General features: G+C 53.1%; 14 protein-coding genes and 1 riboswitch. All 14 genes read right to left on the reverse strand.

Annotation, left to right across the window (positions count from 1 at the left end; all coding sequences use genetic code 11):
* Nucleotides 1-197: 197 nt before the first annotated feature.
* Nucleotides 198-2,702 (reverse strand): PA14 domain-containing protein, encoded by a 2,505-nt coding sequence (locus NYE33_RS34935; RefSeq protein ID WP_341069909.1) that lies wholly within the window; start codon nt 2,700-2,702, stop codon nt 198-200.
* A 13-nt stretch (nt 2,703-2,715) separates the two neighbouring features.
* Nucleotides 2,716-2,796: riboswitch (cyclic di-GMP riboswitch) on the reverse strand.
* Between the two features lie 137 nt (nt 2,797-2,933).
* The gene (locus NYE33_RS34940) at nt 2,934-4,307 is read right to left on the reverse strand and encodes a sugar phosphate nucleotidyltransferase (protein ID WP_042133969.1); all 1,374 of its coding nucleotides are present in this window, start codon (nt 4,305-4,307) and stop codon (nt 2,934-2,936) included.
* An 893-nt stretch (nt 4,308-5,200) separates the two neighbouring features.
* Entirely contained in the window at nt 5,201-6,541 is a 1,341-nt protein-coding gene (locus tag NYE33_RS34945) for a UDP-glucose dehydrogenase family protein (RefSeq protein ID WP_042133965.1), read from the reverse strand.
* 4 nt (nt 6,542-6,545) lie between these two features.
* Nucleotides 6,546-7,646 (reverse strand): glycosyltransferase, encoded by a 1,101-nt coding sequence (locus tag NYE33_RS34950; protein ID WP_042133962.1) that lies wholly within the window; start codon nt 7,644-7,646, stop codon nt 6,546-6,548.
* Nucleotides 7,647-7,748: 102 nt separating this feature from the next.
* Nucleotides 7,749-8,888 (reverse strand): glycosyltransferase family 4 protein, encoded by a 1,140-nt coding sequence (locus NYE33_RS34955; RefSeq protein WP_042133960.1) that lies wholly within the window; start codon nt 8,886-8,888, stop codon nt 7,749-7,751.
* Entirely contained in the window at nt 8,885-10,075 is a 1,191-nt protein-coding gene (locus NYE33_RS34960; RefSeq protein WP_042133957.1) for a glycosyltransferase family 4 protein, read from the reverse strand. The genes NYE33_RS34955 and NYE33_RS34960 overlap by 4 nt, the downstream gene beginning before the upstream one ends.
* Nucleotides 10,062-10,916, reverse strand: a complete 855-nt coding sequence (locus NYE33_RS34965; protein WP_042133955.1) for a glycosyltransferase family 2 protein — start codon at nt 10,914-10,916, stop codon at nt 10,062-10,064. Before NYE33_RS34965 ends, NYE33_RS34960 begins: the two co-directional genes overlap by 14 nt.
* Before the next feature lie 238 nt (nt 10,917-11,154).
* Nucleotides 11,155-12,534: an oligosaccharide flippase family protein gene (locus NYE33_RS34970; protein ID WP_042133953.1), complete on the reverse strand. Its 1,380-nt coding sequence runs from the start codon at nt 12,532-12,534 to the stop codon at nt 11,155-11,157.
* The gene (locus tag NYE33_RS34975) at nt 12,500-13,999 is read right to left on the reverse strand and encodes an O-antigen ligase family protein (RefSeq protein ID WP_042133951.1); all 1,500 of its coding nucleotides are present in this window, start codon (nt 13,997-13,999) and stop codon (nt 12,500-12,502) included. The genes NYE33_RS34970 and NYE33_RS34975 overlap by 35 nt, the downstream gene beginning before the upstream one ends.
* 31 nt (nt 14,000-14,030) lie before the next feature.
* The gene (locus NYE33_RS34980; protein ID WP_039302998.1) at nt 14,031-14,804 is read right to left on the reverse strand and encodes a WecB/TagA/CpsF family glycosyltransferase; all 774 of its coding nucleotides are present in this window, start codon (nt 14,802-14,804) and stop codon (nt 14,031-14,033) included.
* On the reverse strand, nt 14,801-16,147 hold the full coding sequence (locus NYE33_RS34985; protein WP_042133950.1) for an O-antigen ligase family protein: 1,347 nt from the start codon (nt 16,145-16,147) through the stop codon (nt 14,801-14,803). The genes NYE33_RS34980 and NYE33_RS34985 overlap by 4 nt, the downstream gene beginning before the upstream one ends.
* Before the next feature lie 14 nt (nt 16,148-16,161).
* Nucleotides 16,162-17,097 (reverse strand): glycosyltransferase, encoded by a 936-nt coding sequence (locus tag NYE33_RS34990; RefSeq protein WP_042140779.1) that lies wholly within the window; start codon nt 17,095-17,097, stop codon nt 16,162-16,164.
* Nucleotides 17,098-17,122: 25 nt separating this feature from the next.
* Nucleotides 17,123-17,815: a sugar transferase gene (locus NYE33_RS34995; RefSeq protein WP_039302991.1), complete on the reverse strand. Its 693-nt coding sequence runs from the start codon at nt 17,813-17,815 to the stop codon at nt 17,123-17,125.
* Between the two features lie 30 nt (nt 17,816-17,845).
* Nucleotides 17,846-18,736, reverse strand: coding sequence for a UTP--glucose-1-phosphate uridylyltransferase GalU (gene galU, locus NYE33_RS35000; RefSeq protein ID WP_042133948.1), 891 nt, complete (start codon nt 18,734-18,736; stop codon nt 17,846-17,848).
* Between the last annotated feature and the right edge of the window lie 35 nt (nt 18,737-18,771).

Consider the following 18,771-nt stretch of genomic DNA (forward strand, 5'->3'; position numbering starts at 1 on the left):
CCCGGGTTTCACTGCCGCCTTAGGCGTGCAGGTATGCAGTTCTCTGTTAAGAGGCTGCAATGAATTAACCGGATGGTCTATAGCTTAGTAGCCCTGCTAATAGCAGGGCCATTAAGATTGGACTTTATAGGATTTAGAATTGTAACGTCTTAACCAGTATCAGCGCCAATAATGAATACAGCTGCGGGGGTATGAACTTAGGAAGCGGAAGGGAGAAACAGTGCGCTCGCGGGAACCGTTGCCTTAACTTGGCTCGAACTCTCCCACATCAGGCGTGCTCTGGCATCTCCTTGATTCTCATAGTACTCCACTTGAATATCATATAGCTGACCGGCTGTCAGGCTTATGCTTCCTGTGCGTTCGGTCCCGCTCTGCTTCATCCAGCTGTCGATCACAAGCTCACCATTGATCCGTACGCGGATGCCGTCATCTGAAGTGGTATAAATCTGATAAGTCTCAGTGTATAGCGGCTTGAGCTTACCGCTCCAGCGTACAGAGAAGAAATCTATGCCGATTGCGGCATCCGGCGTGCCTTGACGCCAGTTGAAGTCAAGCACTGCATCGGTACGTACCACTGCCGGAGCACCAGACAACGTCATATTATTGAAATATTCCGCAACCAGCCCATTCGCCGCAGGAGCCTCGGCCGTAAGATTCTCCGGTAATGGAGCTTCTGCCGGCGTCGGTACCGCTGTTGGCGTTGGTGCCGCTGTCGGCGTTGGTGCCGCTGTCGGCGTTGGTGCCGCTGTCGGCGTTGGTGCCGCTGTTGGCGTTGGTGCCACTGTCGGCGTTGGTGCAGCTGTTGGCGTTGGTGCCACTGTCGGCGTTGCTGTTGGCACCGGTGTTGGTGTTGATACTGGTAACGGCGTTGCTGTTGGTACTGGTGTTGCAGTCACAGCCGGAGCATCCAAAGCTGCTTTGCTGGCTGAAGAAGCAGCCGTGTTCACAAATAACGCACTTGTAGGGACAGTTGCCTTCGCCTGGCTTGGACTCTGCCACATCAGGCGGATATTGGCATCGCCGGCATTCTCGTAATACTCCACTTTGATATCATAGAGCCGGCCTGCTTGCAGAGTTATGCTTCCTGTACGCTCGGTACCACTCTGTTTGGTCCAGCTGTCGATTACAGCTGTGCCGTCAATATAGACGCGGATACCGTCATCGGAGGTAGTGATAATCTGATAGGTTTCACTGAAAGACGGTTTGATCTGACCCGTCCAGCGGATGGAGAAGCTATCCACTCCGAGCTTGGCATCCGGCGCTGCCTGGCGCCAGTTAAAGTTCAGCAGCGCATCATTCCGGACCAGAACCGGAGTGCCCGAAAGCGTCATGTTCTTGTAGTATTCCCCCTGAAGACCATTCTGAACGACGGGGGCCGTCACAGTATCATTGGAAGCAGGGGGCGGCGTCAGCACTGGTATCGGCATTGCTGTCGGTACCGGCGCTGGCGTTGCTGTCGGTACCGGCGTTGGTGTTGCTGTCGGTACCGGCGTTGGCGTTGCTGTTGGTACCGGCGTTGGTGTTGCTGTCGGTACCGGCGTTGGTGTTGCTGTCGGTACCGGCGTTGGCGTTGCTGTTGGTACCGGCGTTGGTGTTGCTGTTGGTACTGGCGTTGGTGTTGCTGTTGCTGTTGGTTTCGGCGTCGCCGTAGCAAATGTGCCTGCTTTATAATCGTCCCGGGTCACAGTATAGCTGTCGCTCATGAAACCTTTGATGGTAGCAACTGTGTTGGTTTCATACAGCATTTTTCCCCAGCTCATCATATATACCCAATTTTTCTGTGAGAGTTGCAGCTTTGCTGTGCTTGGCATTTGTCCATTCTCGCCAATGGCAATCGGTTTGCCATTCGCAAGTGCGAGCAGGCTGTCATGATATTTATTCATATAATCGTTCTCATATATATCTGCCGCGAGTACATCCACCTTGTCAGCCCCCGGGTAGGTCAGCGCATAAGGATCAGACCAGGCATTGGGTGCATTGGGGTTCCATACCCACAGCAGGTTGTTTAATTTATGAACGTTTACGAAACGGTCATACATAATATTCCAAAGAGCAGCAAAGTTATTTTTCTTCCCCCACCAGAACCAGTCACCGTTCATTTCGTGGTAAGGTCTCCAGAGTACGGGAACACCAGCATCCCGCAGGCTTTTAAGTGAAACTGCCACTTTGTCCAGATCTGCAATCAATGCAGTGTACTGTGTTGTACCCGGAGTAATATATTTATTGAATTCCGCCTGGCTCAGCGGTTTCTGAACATTGGACCAGAGGTATGCGGTACCGGGCAGATTCTCATGAAAAGTCATGGCTACAATGCCGCCGCCCTTATACCAGTTGATCGCGCTGTTCACAACATTTCTGCGTTGCGCCGCTGCTGTACTTTCCGATTGCCCGCTGATTACGCCCAGTTCATAGCCGTGAAGAGCAGCATATTGTCCGCTGGTTCCTTTCAGCTTGTTGCTGAATTCGTCCGGACTTTCCAGATAGTCATGTTGGCCGGTAATAATGCCTTTTCCAGTGATAGAATACAGATCATCCAGCAATCTGACTGCTTCGGTTGAAGCCTCCGGATTAACGGGCGCTTTGGAACTAGATGCAGCTTCTGCAGATGAAGGCATTCCGCCGAGTCCCAGAGGTACTGCAGTCAATAAAAGGGCCAGAGACAGCACAGTGCACAGCAAACGAGACTTACGGTAAGTTATCAAAATCCATCTTCCTTTCGGTAGCCAGGCTGCCACTCTTGCGAAGGCCCTATAGCTTTGCGTCCCTATCTTTCGATTAGGTTTGCCTTTGTCGTATTGGAAGGATTAATCCCTCTTACCGTAAGTATCGTCCCTATTTAGTTTTAATTTAGAGCAAAAATGAAATTTTCTTAATAAATGGTTCTTAATACCTGTTTTGGATTTGTAACAATTGGTTATATAGATAGATTAGACCTATGAAATGAATTGCTGCAAGGCGATATCTTCCCAATCCAAGGTGATTCGGATGTTATCTTCCTCCACCAGCTCAGAGCCGGTCTGCACTTCGATAAATTCCATATCTGTCAATGCCAGGATCGCATGCTTGGTGCCTTCCGGAATCCGTACGACATCCCCCGCCTTCACATTATGCATTTTCTCATTGAGCACAATGCTGGCTTCACCGCTGACAATGGTCCAGATTTCACTGCGTTTGTGATGCAGCTGATAGCTGATATTTTTACCTTCAGAGATAAAGATTCGCTTCGTCAGCACCTCATTGCCTTCCGCATATTTCACATAATCAATTACCTTGTAGTGGCCCCAGCGGCGTTCTTCGTACATCGGTCTTTGTTCAAAAGATTTCAGCACTTCTTTAATGCGCGGGCTCTCCGCCTTGTGCGTAACCAGAATTCCGTCCGGGCTGGCGGCGATAATCAGATCCTTCGCTCCGATCACGGTGATCGGAATGTCCAGCTCGTTGATCAGGCAGGTGCCTTCGGAATCTGCAGTGACGAAGCCTTTGCCGACATGATTGCTGGTCATTTCTTCAGTCAGCGTGTTCCAAGTGCCCAGATCCTTCCAGAATCCGGCGTAAGGCTGAACCACGATATTCTCTTCTTTTTCCACCACTTCGTAATCAAAACTGATGGAAGCCAGCAGTTTATACTGCTTCTGCAGTTCCTCATAGTTCAGCGGCAGTCCTTTGCGCTGCAGAATATCCAGCAGATAACCTAGACGGAAAGCAAACACGCCGCAGTTCCAGAGCGCGTTCCGGCTGATCAGCTCCTCAGCCTGCTTGCGGTCCGGCTTCTCCTGGAAGTGGCTCACCTGCAGATACCCGCTCGCCCCCGCTTCGGCGCTGGTAGGAATGATATAGCCGTATTTCTCGGAAGCATGCTCCGGAACTACGCCCATCAGCGCCAGATTGGCGCCGCTCTCCAGCATCGTGCTCTCCAGCTGCAGAACGGTTTCGAAGAAGGACGACTCCACATAAGGATCGACGGGCAGGATGGCTACCGTCTCGCTTGGTGAAACACCGGCGACCGAATACAGATAAGCTGCTGTCAGTGCGATGGCAGGGAAGGTATCGCGCCGCTCCGGCTCAACGATAATCGGCACCCCGCTGCCCAGCTGGCTCTGAATCATCTCTACCTGGCTGCGGCCGGTAGCCAGGTAGGACGATTCCGCCATCCCTGTCTCCTGCAGCTGTCTCCATACCCGCTGTACCATGGATTCCGGTTCACCTGCCGGGCTTTCCAGTACTTTCAGAAATTGCTTCGAACGTGAATCATTGGACAAAGGCCAGAGCCGTTTACCAGAACCGCCTGATAGAAGTACTAGTTTCATAAGTGAACCCTCCTAAGTTTATATGATGTCGCGAAAATATCGGATTGTTATTGGGAGCTGGCTGCGTTTGCTTAAGCCTAAAAGCGGCTGTTATGAGGGTCACTGCAAGGAATGTTTGGACTTTCGGCCGCTGTTGTCTCCGGATTTCCTGATTTAAACCGCTTATCGCGGTAGAAATCCGGAGACAAAGGCGGACGCTAACGCTCCTACAGTTCCAAAATTCCTCTCCGTTCCATTACATAACAGCTGGCTTATTCGCTTCGCCCGCAGGCGAAGCTCCCGGCTAAAGATCCGGCTATTGCCGCTTGGTTGAGCGGCAATTGAATCAGCTGCTGCCGCTTGTTGTTGCGGCAATTGAACCTGCGGCTGCCCCGCCTGCTTTTGCGGGGACAAAGCCATTCACGCTTGTTCCAAGGCGGCGCCGCTCAACTATGCGGCGGTGAGAGATTTAAGGGATTAAATGCATCTTGTTCCAAGGGATTTCCGCTCGCTGTAGCAGCGAAGGGGAAACATAACACTCTTGTTCCAAGGTTTTACGTTCACTTACGCGGCGGTGGAATCAAGAGCACTAATGCCCCTCATTTCCTCCATTGGCCCACATCCGGTGCATTCAGAGGAATTTATCCCTTAATTTCCCCGTACAGCACACTTTCGGCGGAATTAGAGGGGTTTTTCCCCTTAATTTCCCCGTACAGCACACTTTTGACGGAATTAGAGGGATTTTTCCCCTTAATTTCCCCGTACAGCACACTTTCGGCGGAATCAGAGGGAATTATCCCTTTAATTTCCCCATACAGCTTACTTTCAGCGGAATTAGAAGGGTTTTTCCCTCTAATTTCCCCGTGCATCACACTTTCAGTGGGAGGCTGCGGGATCACTGATAGACCAAGAGCTTAGACCGCGCCAGCAACGCTGGCGGAGAATCCGCTAAGGCCGCCCATCTGCGGGCGTCCGACAGAATGATACTCCAGGCCGGTTCCTTCGATCTGCTCTTTGCTATAGACATTGCGGCCGTCGATCAACACCTGACGGCGCATGCTCTTCGCCAGCAGATGCAGGTCGATATCCTTGAACTGGCTCCAGTCGGTCAGGAGGCATACCGCATCGCTGCCTTCGGCAGCCTCTTCCGCCAGCCCGCACCAGCGAAGCTGCGGGTGATCATATTGCGCCCGGAAATTCTCGGCGGCAATCGGATCATAGAGCTTCACCGTGGCGCCTTCGGCTACCAGCGCTTCAACGATTTCACGGGCAGGCGCCTCGCGGACATCATCAGTGTTCGGCTTGAAGGCGAGGCCCCAGATGCCGATGACTGCGCCGCGCAGGCTGCCCAGCGATTCATGGAGCTTGGAGATGATCATGAAGCGCTGGCCTTTATTGACCTCGACCACCGATTTCAGCAGCTTGAACTCGTAATCCACGTTACCGGCAATCTGGATCAGCGCATTGGTGTCTTTCGGGAAACAGGAGCCTCCATAACCGATACCGGCCTGCAGGAAGGTAGATCCGATTCTCCGGTCCATTCCCATGCCCTCGGCCACCTCGGTTACATCAGCTCCCACTTTTTCGCAAATATTGGCGATTTCGTTAATGAACGATATTTTAGTAGCCAGGAATGCATTTGACGCATATTTAATCATCTCGGCGCTGCGGATATCCGTGACGAACACATTGTCTGTGAAGCCCTGATGAAGCTGGCGCATCATCGGCTCAAGCTCAGGATTATCGAGTCCGATCACGATCCGGTCGGGATGCAGCGTATCGCGGATCGCGGAGCCTTCACGGAGGAACTCAGGGGCGGAGACAATGTCGAAGGGATGATTCGTGTGCGAAGCGATCAAATTGCGGATTTTCTCATTGGTGCCTACGGGTACGGTTGACTTGGTCATGATGACCTTGTAGCCTTCCATTGCCTGCGCAATTTCAATGGCTGCCCCTTCGATATATCTTAGATCCGCTTCACCGCCCGGCAGTGAGGGGGTCCCTACGGCAAGGATGACGATGTCGGAGCGGCGGACCGAATCCTTAAGATCGGCCGAGAAGCTCAGCCTGCCCTCACGGAGATTCATTTCGATCAGTGCCTCAATACCCGGCTCATAGATTGGGGATTCCATCCGGTTCAGCTTCTCGATCTTCGCCTCATCCTTATCCACACAGATGACATGATTTCCGTTAAGGGTGAAGCAGACACCTGAGACAAGACCTACATATCCGGTACCGATTACTGCGAGTTTCATACAATCATCCTCCTTTTAGGAAATTGACGTAGGCCTGTTCCACATACTGCTTGAACTGGACCATAAACGCCTGCTCATCAAATTTACGTGCATGGCCCATAATCTGCTCGATATCCCACGCATAGGATTCTGCTTCATCTATGGCCTGGAGCAGATCATCAACTTCCTGGTGCTGGAAGAACACGCCGTTGACGTAAGGAATAATCGTGTCCAGCGCTCCTCCGGCCTGATAGGCGATGACCGGTCTACCTGCTGCATTCGCCTCCAGGGGCGTAATGCCGAAATCCTCTTCTCCGGGAAAAACAAAAGCCCGGCACTGCGACATCAGTCCAGTCACTTCTTCATCCTCCAGCCGGCCCAGGAAAGAGATATTATCCTTAGCCATGCCTTCCAGACGCTTGCGGTCCGGCCCGTCTCCCACGATGTACAGCTTTACACCGTTACGGTTGAACGCCTCTACTGCCAGATCGATCCGCTTGTAGGAAACCAGCCGGGATACGATCAGATAGTAATCTCCAATGGTAGGGGAGCTGGTGAAGCGCGCTGTATTGATCGGCGGGAAGATCACATCGGAATCCCGGTGGTAATAATTCTGAATCCGCGTCTTCACGACGGAGGAGTTGGCTACGAACTGATTTACATTTTTGGAGGTACGCTGGTCCCAGTTCTTCAGCCGCTGCATATACACCTTGAGCAGTCTTTTGAATAATCCGGAATTCGACTGCCGCTCCATGTAAGTGTCATAATCCCAGGCGAACCGCATGGGGGTATGGCAGTAACACAGATGAAATGTAGACTCGGGCACCTGGATGCTTTTCATAAAAGCACTGCTGGAGCTAAGGACGATATCATACCCGCTGAAGTCCAAATCGCGGACGGCCATGGGATAGAGCGGCAGCACCCCTTTGAAATTCCGCTTCACGCCGGGGATTTTCTGCAGCCAGGAGGCCCGGATATCCGCATCTTTGAGGTTATCGGTCAGGCGGCTTCCGTTAAAAACCGTTGTGAAGATCGGAGCATCCGGATACATGTGATGAAAAACCTCCACCACTCTTTCCGCTCCGCCCATTTGGATTAAGTAATCGTGCGCTATCGCAATTTTCATGTGAATCATCCTCAAAGTTTTATGGAGCAGCATCATCAAGCAGTGAACGCATGGTAGAAACGGATAGTGAAGCAAGTCTTAAGCATTGTCCAAGTACGAGGGTCAGGTAACCGCCAGCAAACCTTTGTAGTAAGCGACGATATCCTTGACCGTATTCTCGATGACAAAGTGCTCTTTCACCCGTTTCATTCCATTATCCGCCATCCGTCTACGCTCTTCGGGATGGTTCAGCATCCAGGTGATGGAGTCTGCAAGTACAGTAGCATCTCCCGGCTGGATCAGCATTCCTGTTACGCCAGGAACTACAATCTCAACCGGTCCGCCTTCATTGGAGGCAATCACCGGCAGTCCAGCCGCCATACCTTCGACGATGACCTGGCCAAACGGCTCGGGGGTGATCGACGTGTGAATCAGTAAATCGGCTTTGTTCATAAGTCCTTGTATATCATCTACATGACCCAGCAGGCTGACATTGGTAATGTTGCCTTGCTGCATCTGCTGAATTAATTCCTGTTTGTATTCCTCTTCCCCGAACAGCGCGTCTCCGGCAAGCCAGAACTTCACCCGGCTGTCATGCTTGAAGGCCTTGGCGGCTTCCAGTACAATATGCTGGCCTTTCCAGTGAGCCAGACGTCCCACCAGCAGGACGTTGAAGTCCTTCTGGTCCCGCTTGCCTATCCCTTCACCGATCGCTTTGGCAAAAGCGGAGTAAACAACCAACGTCTTCTTCGACCGCGGCAGCTCCAGCGCATTCAGCGTGGAATGGGAATTGGCGATGACGCCGTTCGGCAGCAGGCGTGACAGCAGCCGGATCGCCTTGGCGACAACCGGCTTCAGGTACGGGGCTCCGATATGGTCCCGGATATGCCAGATCAGGGGCACTCCGGCTTTTTTGGCAGCCACCGCTCCGTAAAATGCCGATTTCAGCGAATTGGTATGCACGCAATCGACCTTCTCCTCTTTGAGCAGCGGAGCGAGCTTACGGCCGTAGGCCAGCAGCTTCATTGCAGCCGCCGGGGCGCCGAGGTTCACGGCATTGCGTCCGCGGCTGCGGATGCTCTCATCCAGCGGGATAATGCGAACATCAATGCCCTTCTCCCGCAGCCGTTCGGCCAAAGTGCCTTCTTCCGCCAGAATCACCAGCGGGCTAATCTGTTCACCGATGTTGGTGAGAATGTTGAACAAGGCAACCTCTCCGCCGCTCCATTTGGCGGTGTGATCAATATAAGCGACTTTGATCATCCTACGCTCACACCCTTTCCCAAAGTTTCGAGGAATACGGACTCCACTTGATCGCCTACATGCTGCCAGGTATATTTCTCCAGCACATGATTCCGGCATTCGTCACGGCCCGGCAGCAGCTTGCGGTTGCTCAGCATATGAATCATGCCTTCTGCCATATCGTCGCTGCCTGCACTCTTGAACAGCAGCTCCGGCCGGAAGCCCTGCAGAATCTCCTTGTTGCCGCCGACCGGAGTCGCCATTACCGGAAGGCCGGAGGCCAGCGCCTCCACGGTGATCAGGCCGAAGCCTTCCAGCGCCTGCGAAGGAACGACGAACATATCCGCCGCCTGATAATAGGAGGCCAGCTCATGATCGGGAATATAGCCCAGGAGCCGGACCTTGTTGCCCAGTCCGTAATCGGCTATTTTCTCTTCGAGCTCACCGCGCAGCGGGCCTTTGCCCCCGATCAGCAGAATTGCGTTCGGGAACCGCTCGGCAACCTGCTTCCAGGCTTCGAGCAGCTGCAGCAGCCCCATCCGGTTCATCAGCCGCCGGACCGTCAGCACGGTAGTTGCACCTTCCGGCAGATTCAGTGTCCGCCGGATCGCCAGCCGGTTGGTGGAAGGCACGAACCGTTCCACATTAGCCGCACCCGGAATGACGATGATCTTGTGCAGCGGCACCCCGTGCAGATCATGCAGCATACCCCGGAAGTATTCGCTCAGGACAATGAATTTGTCTGCCAGCTTGTAAGCCTTATGTTCAATCGATTTGGCAATCGTTGTTTTCACCTTGTGCCTGATGCCTTGACCTTCGATCTTCATCTCTTCATTCCAGGGGCCGTGGAAGGTCATAACCACCGGAATGCCCCGCTTCTTCGCTTCTATCGCCGGCCCGATGCCGTAAGGTGCGAAGTGGGTATAGAGGATATCAATCCGCCCGCTGCCGTCTCCCATCAGGTCCGCCGCCTTGCGCTGGAAGGCATCCTTGCGTTTCCAGATCGTCTCCTTGGGATCACCGGCGTTGTGGATGATCAGTTCCTTCGGGGTAGCAGGTGTCTCCTGACTACAGATCAGGGCATGCACCTGGTTCCGTGAGGAGAGCTGCTCACATACGGATTTGAAATAGGTGTTCAGTCCTCCGGGCTGTAACGAGGGCCAGCTGAGGCCGGTCGTCATAATGTTCAATCCGTCATTGTACGACATAGCTTCTCTCCCCTTTGTTCTCCTTGTCGGCCTGGCCCATGGCATTATGCCGGGTCAGCTTGCCGGAGCTGTGTAATTCGTAATGCTTGAAGCCGACCATGAATTCATACATCACCCAGAATATCGATACCGCGAAGCCTGAAATTCCTTTTTTGAATAATCCGTGCACGAAATACTTCTGCAGGAAACGTGCCGGCGGCCGCAGCAGCAGGTGGCTCAATTTGAACGGCTTGCCGCTTTCAAAGGCGCTTTGCGCTTCCAGATCCGTGTATTTGTTGAACCGGGCCACGTGGTCGTTGATGCTGCGGAAGCCTTGATGCCACAGCGTTCCGTTCAGCTTCACCGTCCGTTCCTCGGATACCTCGGGCATCTCATGCACCAGGCTGTTGCGGATGCCGTACTCCTTGCGGTTATACAGCCGCACCAGGTACTCACCCTTATCCAGCCATTTGCCGAGAAAATCACCAATCCGGTATAGCGAGAACGCTACGGTAGCATCCGTAAGTCCCGGCTTGCGCTCCAGAATATCCCGCGCCAGCTCTTCACTGACCACTTCGTCGGTATCAATCAGGAAGACCCAATCATGGACGGCGCGTTCCACTCCGAATTCCCTTTGCTTCGCGTATCCGGGCCATGGGTTAACGTACACCCGGCATCCCAGGCTCTCGGACAGCTGGACCGTCCCGTCTTTGCTGCCCCCGTCGATTACAACCACCTCGTCGGCGAACAACCGGCAGGACTGAATTGCTGCGGAGATTCGAACTTCGTCATCCTGAGCAATGATGACCGCCGATATCGGGTAACTCCCCCGGCCGCCAAGCACGCTTGTCATTGAATCCATGAAGGTATCCTCCTTTGCCGTTTATGAGCGGCGCATCGTCATTTTCAGGAAGATTTGGGCTTCCGATCGCTGTTGTCTTCTGATTTCCTGATTAGGACCGCGGTAGCGGTAGAAATCAGAAGACAAAGGCGAACGCTAACGCTTCTACAGCTCCAAATTTCCTTGCCATTCCTCAAGCGCCGTTCATTTTGTTATTAAGCAAAACGTAGCTCACAAGTTACACTGTTCGCTGCCTTGCTTACACATCCATAGGTTTCTTGCGAATATACGAATTCATCGTCGTCTTCAGCCACTGAAGGTCCTGGGCGTTAATAAGCAGCCGCGGAAGCTTAACCTTCAGGTTGTATCTGATATTAAGAATAATGAACAGGAACCGCAGCACTGCCGAGGAGAGCATGGCCACTCCGGCTCCGAACAATCCGAACTTCGGCACCAGCAGGAAGAGCAGCGGAATCACGAGGATGAGGCCGACTCCCTGAAGGATGGATACGAACTTCGGCTTGCCCAGCGCCATGAACACCTGGGCCAGAATCAGCGTCCCTCCGCTGATGGTCACTTCCAGCAGCAGCAGGCGGAACACGGTAAGCGCCGTATTGAAATCCTTGCCGTAGAGCAGAGGGATGACGAACGGGGCAACCAGCATCAGGAACACTGCGCCTAGCAGAGTACAGGTAGTACTGATCCGGAAAGCCTTGAAGGTAAGGGCTACCGCTTCGTCCTTCGACATCTCGGAGGCTTTGGGGAACAGGACCACCGTAATCGAATTGGAAAAGAAGTTGACCATTCGCGACAAGCTTACCGCAACCGCATAGAGCCCCAGATCGGCCGGCCGGAGCAGCCCGGCAATAATGATCTGGTCTATGTAATAAGAGAACTGTCCAAGCAGGTCATTACCATAGGAGCCCATACCGTAAGTAAACAATCTTTTGAAGTTAAGATAGGCATCCCGCAGCTTTACTTTGTAGGTGCGGAGCAGCGAGACCGTCATTCCGATGAACAGCGGAACCGACGGGACCAGATAGGCCAGCGCTGTTGTATAAGGATTCATGTGTCCGGTCAGGATGAGTATCCCAATCGCGGCCAGCGTCAGCAGGGGAATCAGATAACGCAGCCAGTTGAAGGTTTTGTAATCGCCTCTGAACTGGAACGCCGCATTATTGACCTGTGAGACCACAATCAGCGGACACAGGATCATCGACCACTGGGCGAAGACCACAACATCATGGCTGAAGGACTTCAGCCAATACGGGAGAACAATAATTCCGATGATCATGGCCATGGTTCCGAACACAAGTCCGATCAGCAGCGCCACCCTGTACAGCACCCCGGCTTCATCCGGGTTTTTCTTGGCGTTGTAGATCAGTGCCGAGGGGATACCGAAGCTCATGCTGAACGCCAGGAATTGTGACCAGTTCACCATAGCGGTCTGTTCCCCCCGACCTGTCGGGCCGAGATACCGCGCGGTCAGCACGCCGGTCAGCATATTGACCAGCAGAATCAGTACGCTGACGAACATTGTTTTGACGGCAGCCGAGCTATTGTCCTTACTCTTCGTGAAGCGCCGGAGGGAGGACCAGACTGTACTAGCGGGAAGTGATTTTGCGTTCAACTGCTGCATGTGGTATACCCTTCTTTCTGCTCTGAGTAATCTCTTTGGCACTGAGTCCGAGTCCGATCAGCATCCAGATCAGATAACCCTTAAGGCCCGGAAATCCGTTATCCGATACCAGACTTACCACAGCCCCCATCCATGCCGCCAGCGACAGGCGGGCATAAGGCTGAAGATGATCCTTGCTGGTTACTCTGACGGCAATCTCTTTAATGACGGCCCCCAGGGCTCCGAAAAAGAACAATGCGCCGAGTACTCCGAAGGTAAGCAGCAGTGCGATCACACCGTTATCCATGTTCCCGTATTCACCAAGCTCCCCGCCGTTGCCGATCTTCGTCCCCTGTCCTACACTGCCGATACCCTGCCCGACCGGATTACCTGCCACCATCGGCAGCATGTTCGTCCAGAGGCTGAGACGTTCATTGTAGGAATGATCCTCCTGCACCGAGGTGAGGGTCTCCATCCGGGCGACCAGCCCCTCTGCCCCCGGCAGCTTGGGAACAATCGTGAACAGCGCGGCTGCCACGAATCCAAGCTGCAGCAGGGTTTTCCATTTGCCTTTGGACGGAGAGGAGGCAATGTACACCAGCAGCATCACCAGCAGGACCAGCCATGCGGAACGCACCAGCGTAGTCAGCAGGCAGACTACTACGAGCAGAACACCGATCCAGCGCAGTGTCCCCTGCCATCTTTTCTCCAGAATCATCGGGACCAGTGCGAAGACCAGGAAGGTTGCCGCCGGGCCCGGAGAATTCAGAGTGGAGAACACCCGGATCTCCAGGGGATACGGTGTGCCGATGGACATCATATCCGCGTTCCGCATCCAGAAGGCGTCCCACGGGGGAACCGTCAGATACTGTACAATTCCATATGCTGCAACCAGCACGGCGATATTCGCAAAAGCGTACAGCAGCCGGTCGATATCCTTCGGTTTGTACTGGGTTACCGCGAAGAACGGAATCAGCAGCAGTGGAACGATATAATTCGCCAGATCGTATACCGAGCCAATGCCGTTCTTCGCGAGGCCAATCATCGCGCCGTAGGCCAGCGCAATGGAGAACAGCAGAAGGATCCGGGTAGAGGATTTGCGGATCTTGTGAATCTCCTTCAGCACCGGAATGGCTAAGGTAGCTCCGGTGAGCAGGGGAGCCAGACTCAGCAGTGATACGGAGTGATACACCCCTTCATACCAGTCTGCGATCCGCCGCAGCTCCGGGGCAACCGCCCAGATCAGCAGCGTGTAAGGAATCAGCATCCGTGTATTCAGCAGCGCCAGCAGGAAGGCCGGGAAGAGGATTCCTGCCAGTATCACTCCCTGCAGACTGTTTGATGAGCTGAGCTTCGCACTGGCGAAGCCGATCAGCAGCGGCAGAATCACTGCTGCGCCGCAGATCATGGTCATCACTGCCGCTGACTTCACAGCTGATCTAGAGGGAAGACTCAGACTGTTCTCATCCCTGCTTAGCATCTTCATTCCCCCGCCTCCCGTCTCCGCCGCTTCTCGTTTATTGCGATTTGCTGTTCTTCACTTTATCCCGCTTGCGCAGCTCCTTGAGGAGCAGCACCAGGAACTGGGCATCATCGACCAGGTATCTTTTCCATAGACGGCCCGGCTCCTGACTGAGCCTCCACAGCCATTCCATTCCGGTTCTCTGCATGAAATCCGGAGCCCGTTTGACCGAGCCTGACAGGAAGTCGAAGGTTGCGCCCACACCGATCGAGATCGGCGCCTGATAAGAGGTATAGTGACGGTATATCCATTTCTCCTGCTTCGGCGCTCCCACGCCTACGAACACAATATCCGGCTGACTCTCGGTCAGCATCTGGATAATCCGCTGGTTCTCTTCTTCGTTGTGCTCAAAGCCGTAGGAAGGAGAATAGCAGCCGACAACATTGATACCCGGATAAGCTGCTTTCAGGTTCTTCGTCGCCTGCTCCGGCACGCCTTCCGCTGAGCCCAGGAAGAACAGCCGGTATTTCCTTTGTTCAAAAGCATTGCCCAGCCTGCTGAACAGGTCCGCTCCCGATACCTTTTGCTTCAGCGGCTTACCGAGCATTTTGGAAGCCCAGATGAGCGGCATTCCGTCTGCCACAACAGCTCCGGCTTCGGAATAGACCTCCTGGAACTCTTTGTCCTTGCGGAGCTTGATCACATGATCGACATTGCATGTCAGGATGTAGGACTGGTTCCTTTCCTGAATCGTTTTGTCAATGTAATCGAGCAGGTCCATGAAATCATAGTTATCGAAATTGACATCGAACATATTCACTTGGTTCATCGTATCACTTCTTTTTGTGGGGAATCGGCCAGCTGTGAAGATCGATACAGGCAGTTCAGGTACCAACAGAACGGAATGATGAATTGGACCGTCGACAGCGTGTTATCTGTAAATGAGTAGATCAGAAACGCTGCTATAAAGAGCAGATAATAAGGTTTGACCGGCGGTGCCAAAGCCCTGTACACCAGAAGGAACACAGCCAACAAGGAAAGCAGCAGCAGGATTGCGCCGAAATACCCTCCATCGAAGTAGAAGCGGATATACTCATTGTGAGGAACAACAAACCCTTTGTAGAGCGATCCGTCATTCGCCACCGTCACCGCTCCAAGACCCCGTCCCGCATAGGGGGAATCCTCCGCTTTGTTCAGGAAGTACTCCCAGGCTTCCGCACGCCCTGACAGGTCGACCCCCGTTTCCGTCGTACGTTCGAAGGAACGTTTCTTGATGTTATCGAGCTGCAGGTATACTGCCGAGGTGATCACGAGCAGTGAACACAGCAGCGGGATTAGAAATTTCGTTTTGCCTTTTAAATACTGGCGGGAGATGTCGTAGAAATAATAGAGCACCATCAGGACCAGCGCCAGGATCGGCCCCCGTGTCCCGGTTCCAATGAGAATCAGGAAATTCAGACCCAGCATTGTGTAGTAAAAGCGGATATGCTGCGGGCTTCGCTTAATTTCAATGAACGCGATCGCGACTCCCATGAACGCCAGCATAGCCAGATGCGCCGGAATATTCGCCCCCTGAATCCGTACTGCGCCGGTGAATTCGATGTCGAGTAAGGAATGCAGATGAGCCGCCTGCAGCACCACTCCGGCCAATACACTGACCAGCGGCAGCAGGGTGATGATGCGGATTTGCTTCTCAGCCACCTCCTTCTTCCAATTGATAAGCAGGAATACGAAGGGCAGCGATAATCCGATAAAAGCTTTGACTGCAATCGATGAGCTCATCTCCGGCAGCCAGATGGAGAAGGTGAAGGTGATGAAGACCAGCGCCAGCATCGCCCACAGGGGCTGGCTGAGCCGGAACTTCAGGCCGTTGACCAGAATGCACGGCACCAGCAGCACCAGGATAACCAGTTTGTAGAGTGAGAGAATCTCAACACCGAACATACTGCCGCTGAACAGGAAATTAATCGAGACTGCGGTGGTCAGCAGAACGAAGTAGCTGATCAGTTCCGGACGGGAGATGGAGACGAACAGCAGCATAATCAGGAGTACAGCAGCTACGGCTATGACCGGCTGGTAGATGACCGCTGCCCCCAGGAATAATGCGGACATGAGATAGAGCATTCCGTATGGCAAAGCGTTTATTTTGGAGCCCCATTCAAAATTAGTCATGTCACGCACTCCCCTCACCCCGCTGCGGATTCCCTCTTCCGGTTCCAAATCATATGGAGAGTTCCGCGAATACTCTCCAGCCGGCATTTGTTCAGCAGCCTTCTTCCCTGACTGCGGGAGAGAATGGAATCTGCCAGAATGTACATCACCTTGGCCCCTGTTTTACCCAGCAGCAGCAGGTTGCCCTTCATCCCTTCGCTTTTCATCGCGTTCGAGATGCCTTGGCTGTAATAACGTTTCATAATCCAGTCTTCCGTCAAACGGTTAGCCGGTACGAAATGATCCACCGCCATCTCCGGATGATAGAGAATGGAATGCCCCTCCTGCTGGATTTGACCGAACAGCCAGGTCTCTTCACCGGAGAGCAGCGAATCACCTTTTCTCCCCAGCTCCAGCGGAAACAGGCTGATGTCGAACACGATCTTGCGCATCGCCATATTGGCTCCGCAGGGGTGCAGACGCTTCGGATATTCCCTGATCCGGTTGCCCAGATCAACTATGGTATATGGAAGCTCGAATGGCTTAATCAGCCATTCCGGCCGTTTGCTCTCGAAGATCGGAGCAATTTTACCGCCCATCGCCATCACTTCCGGCTTCTGCTCAAACGTACTGACGATCGTACTAATCCAGGTCCGGCAAGGTATCGCATCATCATCCAGGAAGGCGATGAGCGGCGATTTGGAAGCCAGAATCCCCGTATTCCGGGCCGCCGACAGTCCTTGCACCGGCTCCAGAAGATAACGGATATCCATATCAGCACCATAGGTATCAATAAACCTCCGGATAGCGGCTGCCGTATCATCCTTGGAACTGTTATCCACTACGATGATTTCGGCGTGGTCCAGATTCTCCAGCGGAAGCAGCGAATGAAGAGTCTTGACCAGCAGCGCCGACCGGTTGTAGGTGCAGATGATAATGGAAATCTTAGGTACTTCTCCGTGTACAAGCATCGGCATTCACCCAATTCCCATAATTTTAATAAGCATTTTTGGAGCCGAGCAGCATCAGGCCGGTTTTGACAATGATCTTAAGATCCAGCATAGTGCTGCGCATGTGGATATAGGTCAGGTCCAGCTGGACCATTTCGTCAAAGCCAACGCTGTTTCTGGCATTAACCTGCCAGTACCCGGTGCAGCCCGGTGTAACCATCAGCCGTTGTTTGTCATACTCCGTATACTGCGCCACCTCTTCAACGAGCGGGGGACGGGGGCCTACGAGACTCATATGGCCCATAAGCACGTTCCAGAGCTGAGGCAGTTCGTCAATACTTGTCTTGCGCAGGAATCTTCCTGTCCGCGTGATGCGGGGATCATTCTTGATCTTGAACATTGCGCCGCTCACCTCGTTGTAGGCCATCAGATTGGCCTTCAGCTCCTCGGCATTGGAGACCATGGATCTGAATTTGTACATAGGGAACAGCTTCTCATCCTTGCCGACCCTGTTCTGGCGGAAGAATACTTTGCCTTTAGGATCCTCCAGCTTGATTAGGACAGCCACCACCGCGAACAGCGGCAGCAGCACGAGAAGGCCAAGAGCGGAGAAAAAAATGTCGATAATCCGCTTCAATACCAGATAGGAATCCATTTCCTTACTTCCTTCATTGGCATGCAGCATGTAAAGTTTCGGCAGGACGGCCTCATAGTCTTCCGGCAGTTTTTGCATGCTCATCTCTCCTCATTCCTCCTAAATATTGTTGGTTCAGCTGCTCAGCGTGGTTTGTCCGGCCTGTTTCAGCCATTCCGACATTGCATCCATGACCTGATAGCGCAAATCCTCGCTCTGTAGAGCAAATTCCAGTGTGGTCAAAATATAACCAAGGCGTTCACCAACGTCATATCGTGTACCATCAAAGTTATAAGCATATACCCGTTCGCTCTGGTTCAGCTTCTGGATCGCGTCCGTGAGCTGAATTTCACCGCCCGCGCCTTTTTCCTGAAGGTCCAGATACTTGAAGATCTTCGGTGTGAACACGTAACGCCCCATAATCGCCAGGTTGGAAGGAGCCGTTCCGAGCGGAGGCTTCTCCACGAAGTTGTTAACCCGGTAGAGCCGTCCGTCCTGCAGATCCGGTTCGATAATCCCGTAGCGGTTGGTGAATTCATCAGGGATGACCTGAACACCAATCACTGAATTCTGTGTTTCTTCATACTGGTCAATCAGCTGCTTCAGGCAGGGGACCTGTCCGGTTACAATATCATCGCCGAGCATAACGCCGAAGGGTTCATCCCCGATAAACCGTCTGGCACACCATACGGCATGGCCCAGACCCTTTGGTTCCTTTTGCCGGATATAGTGAATTTCCACTTTTGAGGAACGCTGTACTTCTTTGAGCAGCTCCAGCTTACCGTCTTCCAGCAATCTGGATTCGAGTTCAAAGGCATTATCGAAATGATCCTCAATCGCCCGCTTTCCTTTACCGGTAACGATGATGATGTCTTCGATCCCGGAAGCGATTGCTTCCTCCACGATATATTGAATCGTTGGTTTGTTGATAATAGGCAGCATTTCCTTAGGCATCGCTTTGGTTGCCGGAAGGAAACGTGTGCCTAACCCGGCTGCCGGGATTATTACCTTTTTGACCTTTTTCATCACACATACCTCCCAAAAGTTTCATTCACCTTGCC

The sequence above is a fragment of the Paenibacillus sp. FSL R10-2199 genome (assembly GCF_038000235.1).
Classification (GTDB): domain Bacteria; phylum Bacillota; class Bacilli; order Paenibacillales; family Paenibacillaceae; genus Paenibacillus_AQ; species Paenibacillus_AQ phytohabitans.

Coding starts and splice junctions, on each gene's coding strand:
- NYE33_RS34940 (WP_042133969.1), bottom strand. CDS start 4,307: ATGAAACTAGTACTTCTATCAGGCGGTTCTGGTAAACGGCTCTGGCCT.
- NYE33_RS34945 (WP_042133965.1), bottom strand. CDS start 6,541: ATGAAACTCGCAGTAATCGGTACCGGATATGTAGGTCTTGTCTCAGGT.
- NYE33_RS34950 (WP_042133962.1), bottom strand. CDS start 7,646: ATGAAAATTGCGATAGCGCACGATTACTTAATCCAAATGGGCGGAGCG.
- NYE33_RS34955 (WP_042133960.1), bottom strand. CDS start 8,888: ATGATCAAAGTCGCTTATATTGATCACACCGCCAAATGGAGCGGCGGA.
- NYE33_RS34960 (WP_042133957.1), bottom strand. CDS start 10,075: ATGTCGTACAATGACGGATTGAACATTATGACGACCGGCCTCAGCTGG.
- NYE33_RS34965 (WP_042133955.1), bottom strand. CDS start 10,916: ATGGATTCAATGACAAGCGTGCTTGGCGGCCGGGGGAGTTACCCGATA.
- NYE33_RS34970 (WP_042133953.1), bottom strand. CDS start 12,534: ATGCAGCAGTTGAACGCAAAATCACTTCCCGCTAGTACAGTCTGGTCC.
- NYE33_RS34975 (WP_042133951.1), bottom strand. CDS start 13,999: ATGAAGATGCTAAGCAGGGATGAGAACAGTCTGAGTCTTCCCTCTAGA.
- NYE33_RS34980 (WP_039302998.1), bottom strand. CDS start 14,804: ATGAACCAAGTGAATATGTTCGATGTCAATTTCGATAACTATGATTTC.
- NYE33_RS34985 (WP_042133950.1), bottom strand. CDS start 16,147: ATGACTAATTTTGAATGGGGCTCCAAAATAAACGCTTTGCCATACGGA.
- NYE33_RS34990 (WP_042140779.1), bottom strand. CDS start 17,097: ATGCTTGTACACGGAGAAGTACCTAAGATTTCCATTATCATCTGCACC.
- NYE33_RS34995 (WP_039302991.1), bottom strand. CDS start 17,815: ATGAGCATGCAAAAACTGCCGGAAGACTATGAGGCCGTCCTGCCGAAA.
- galU (WP_042133948.1), bottom strand. CDS start 18,736: ATGAAAAAGGTCAAAAAGGTAATAATCCCGGCAGCCGGGTTAGGCACA.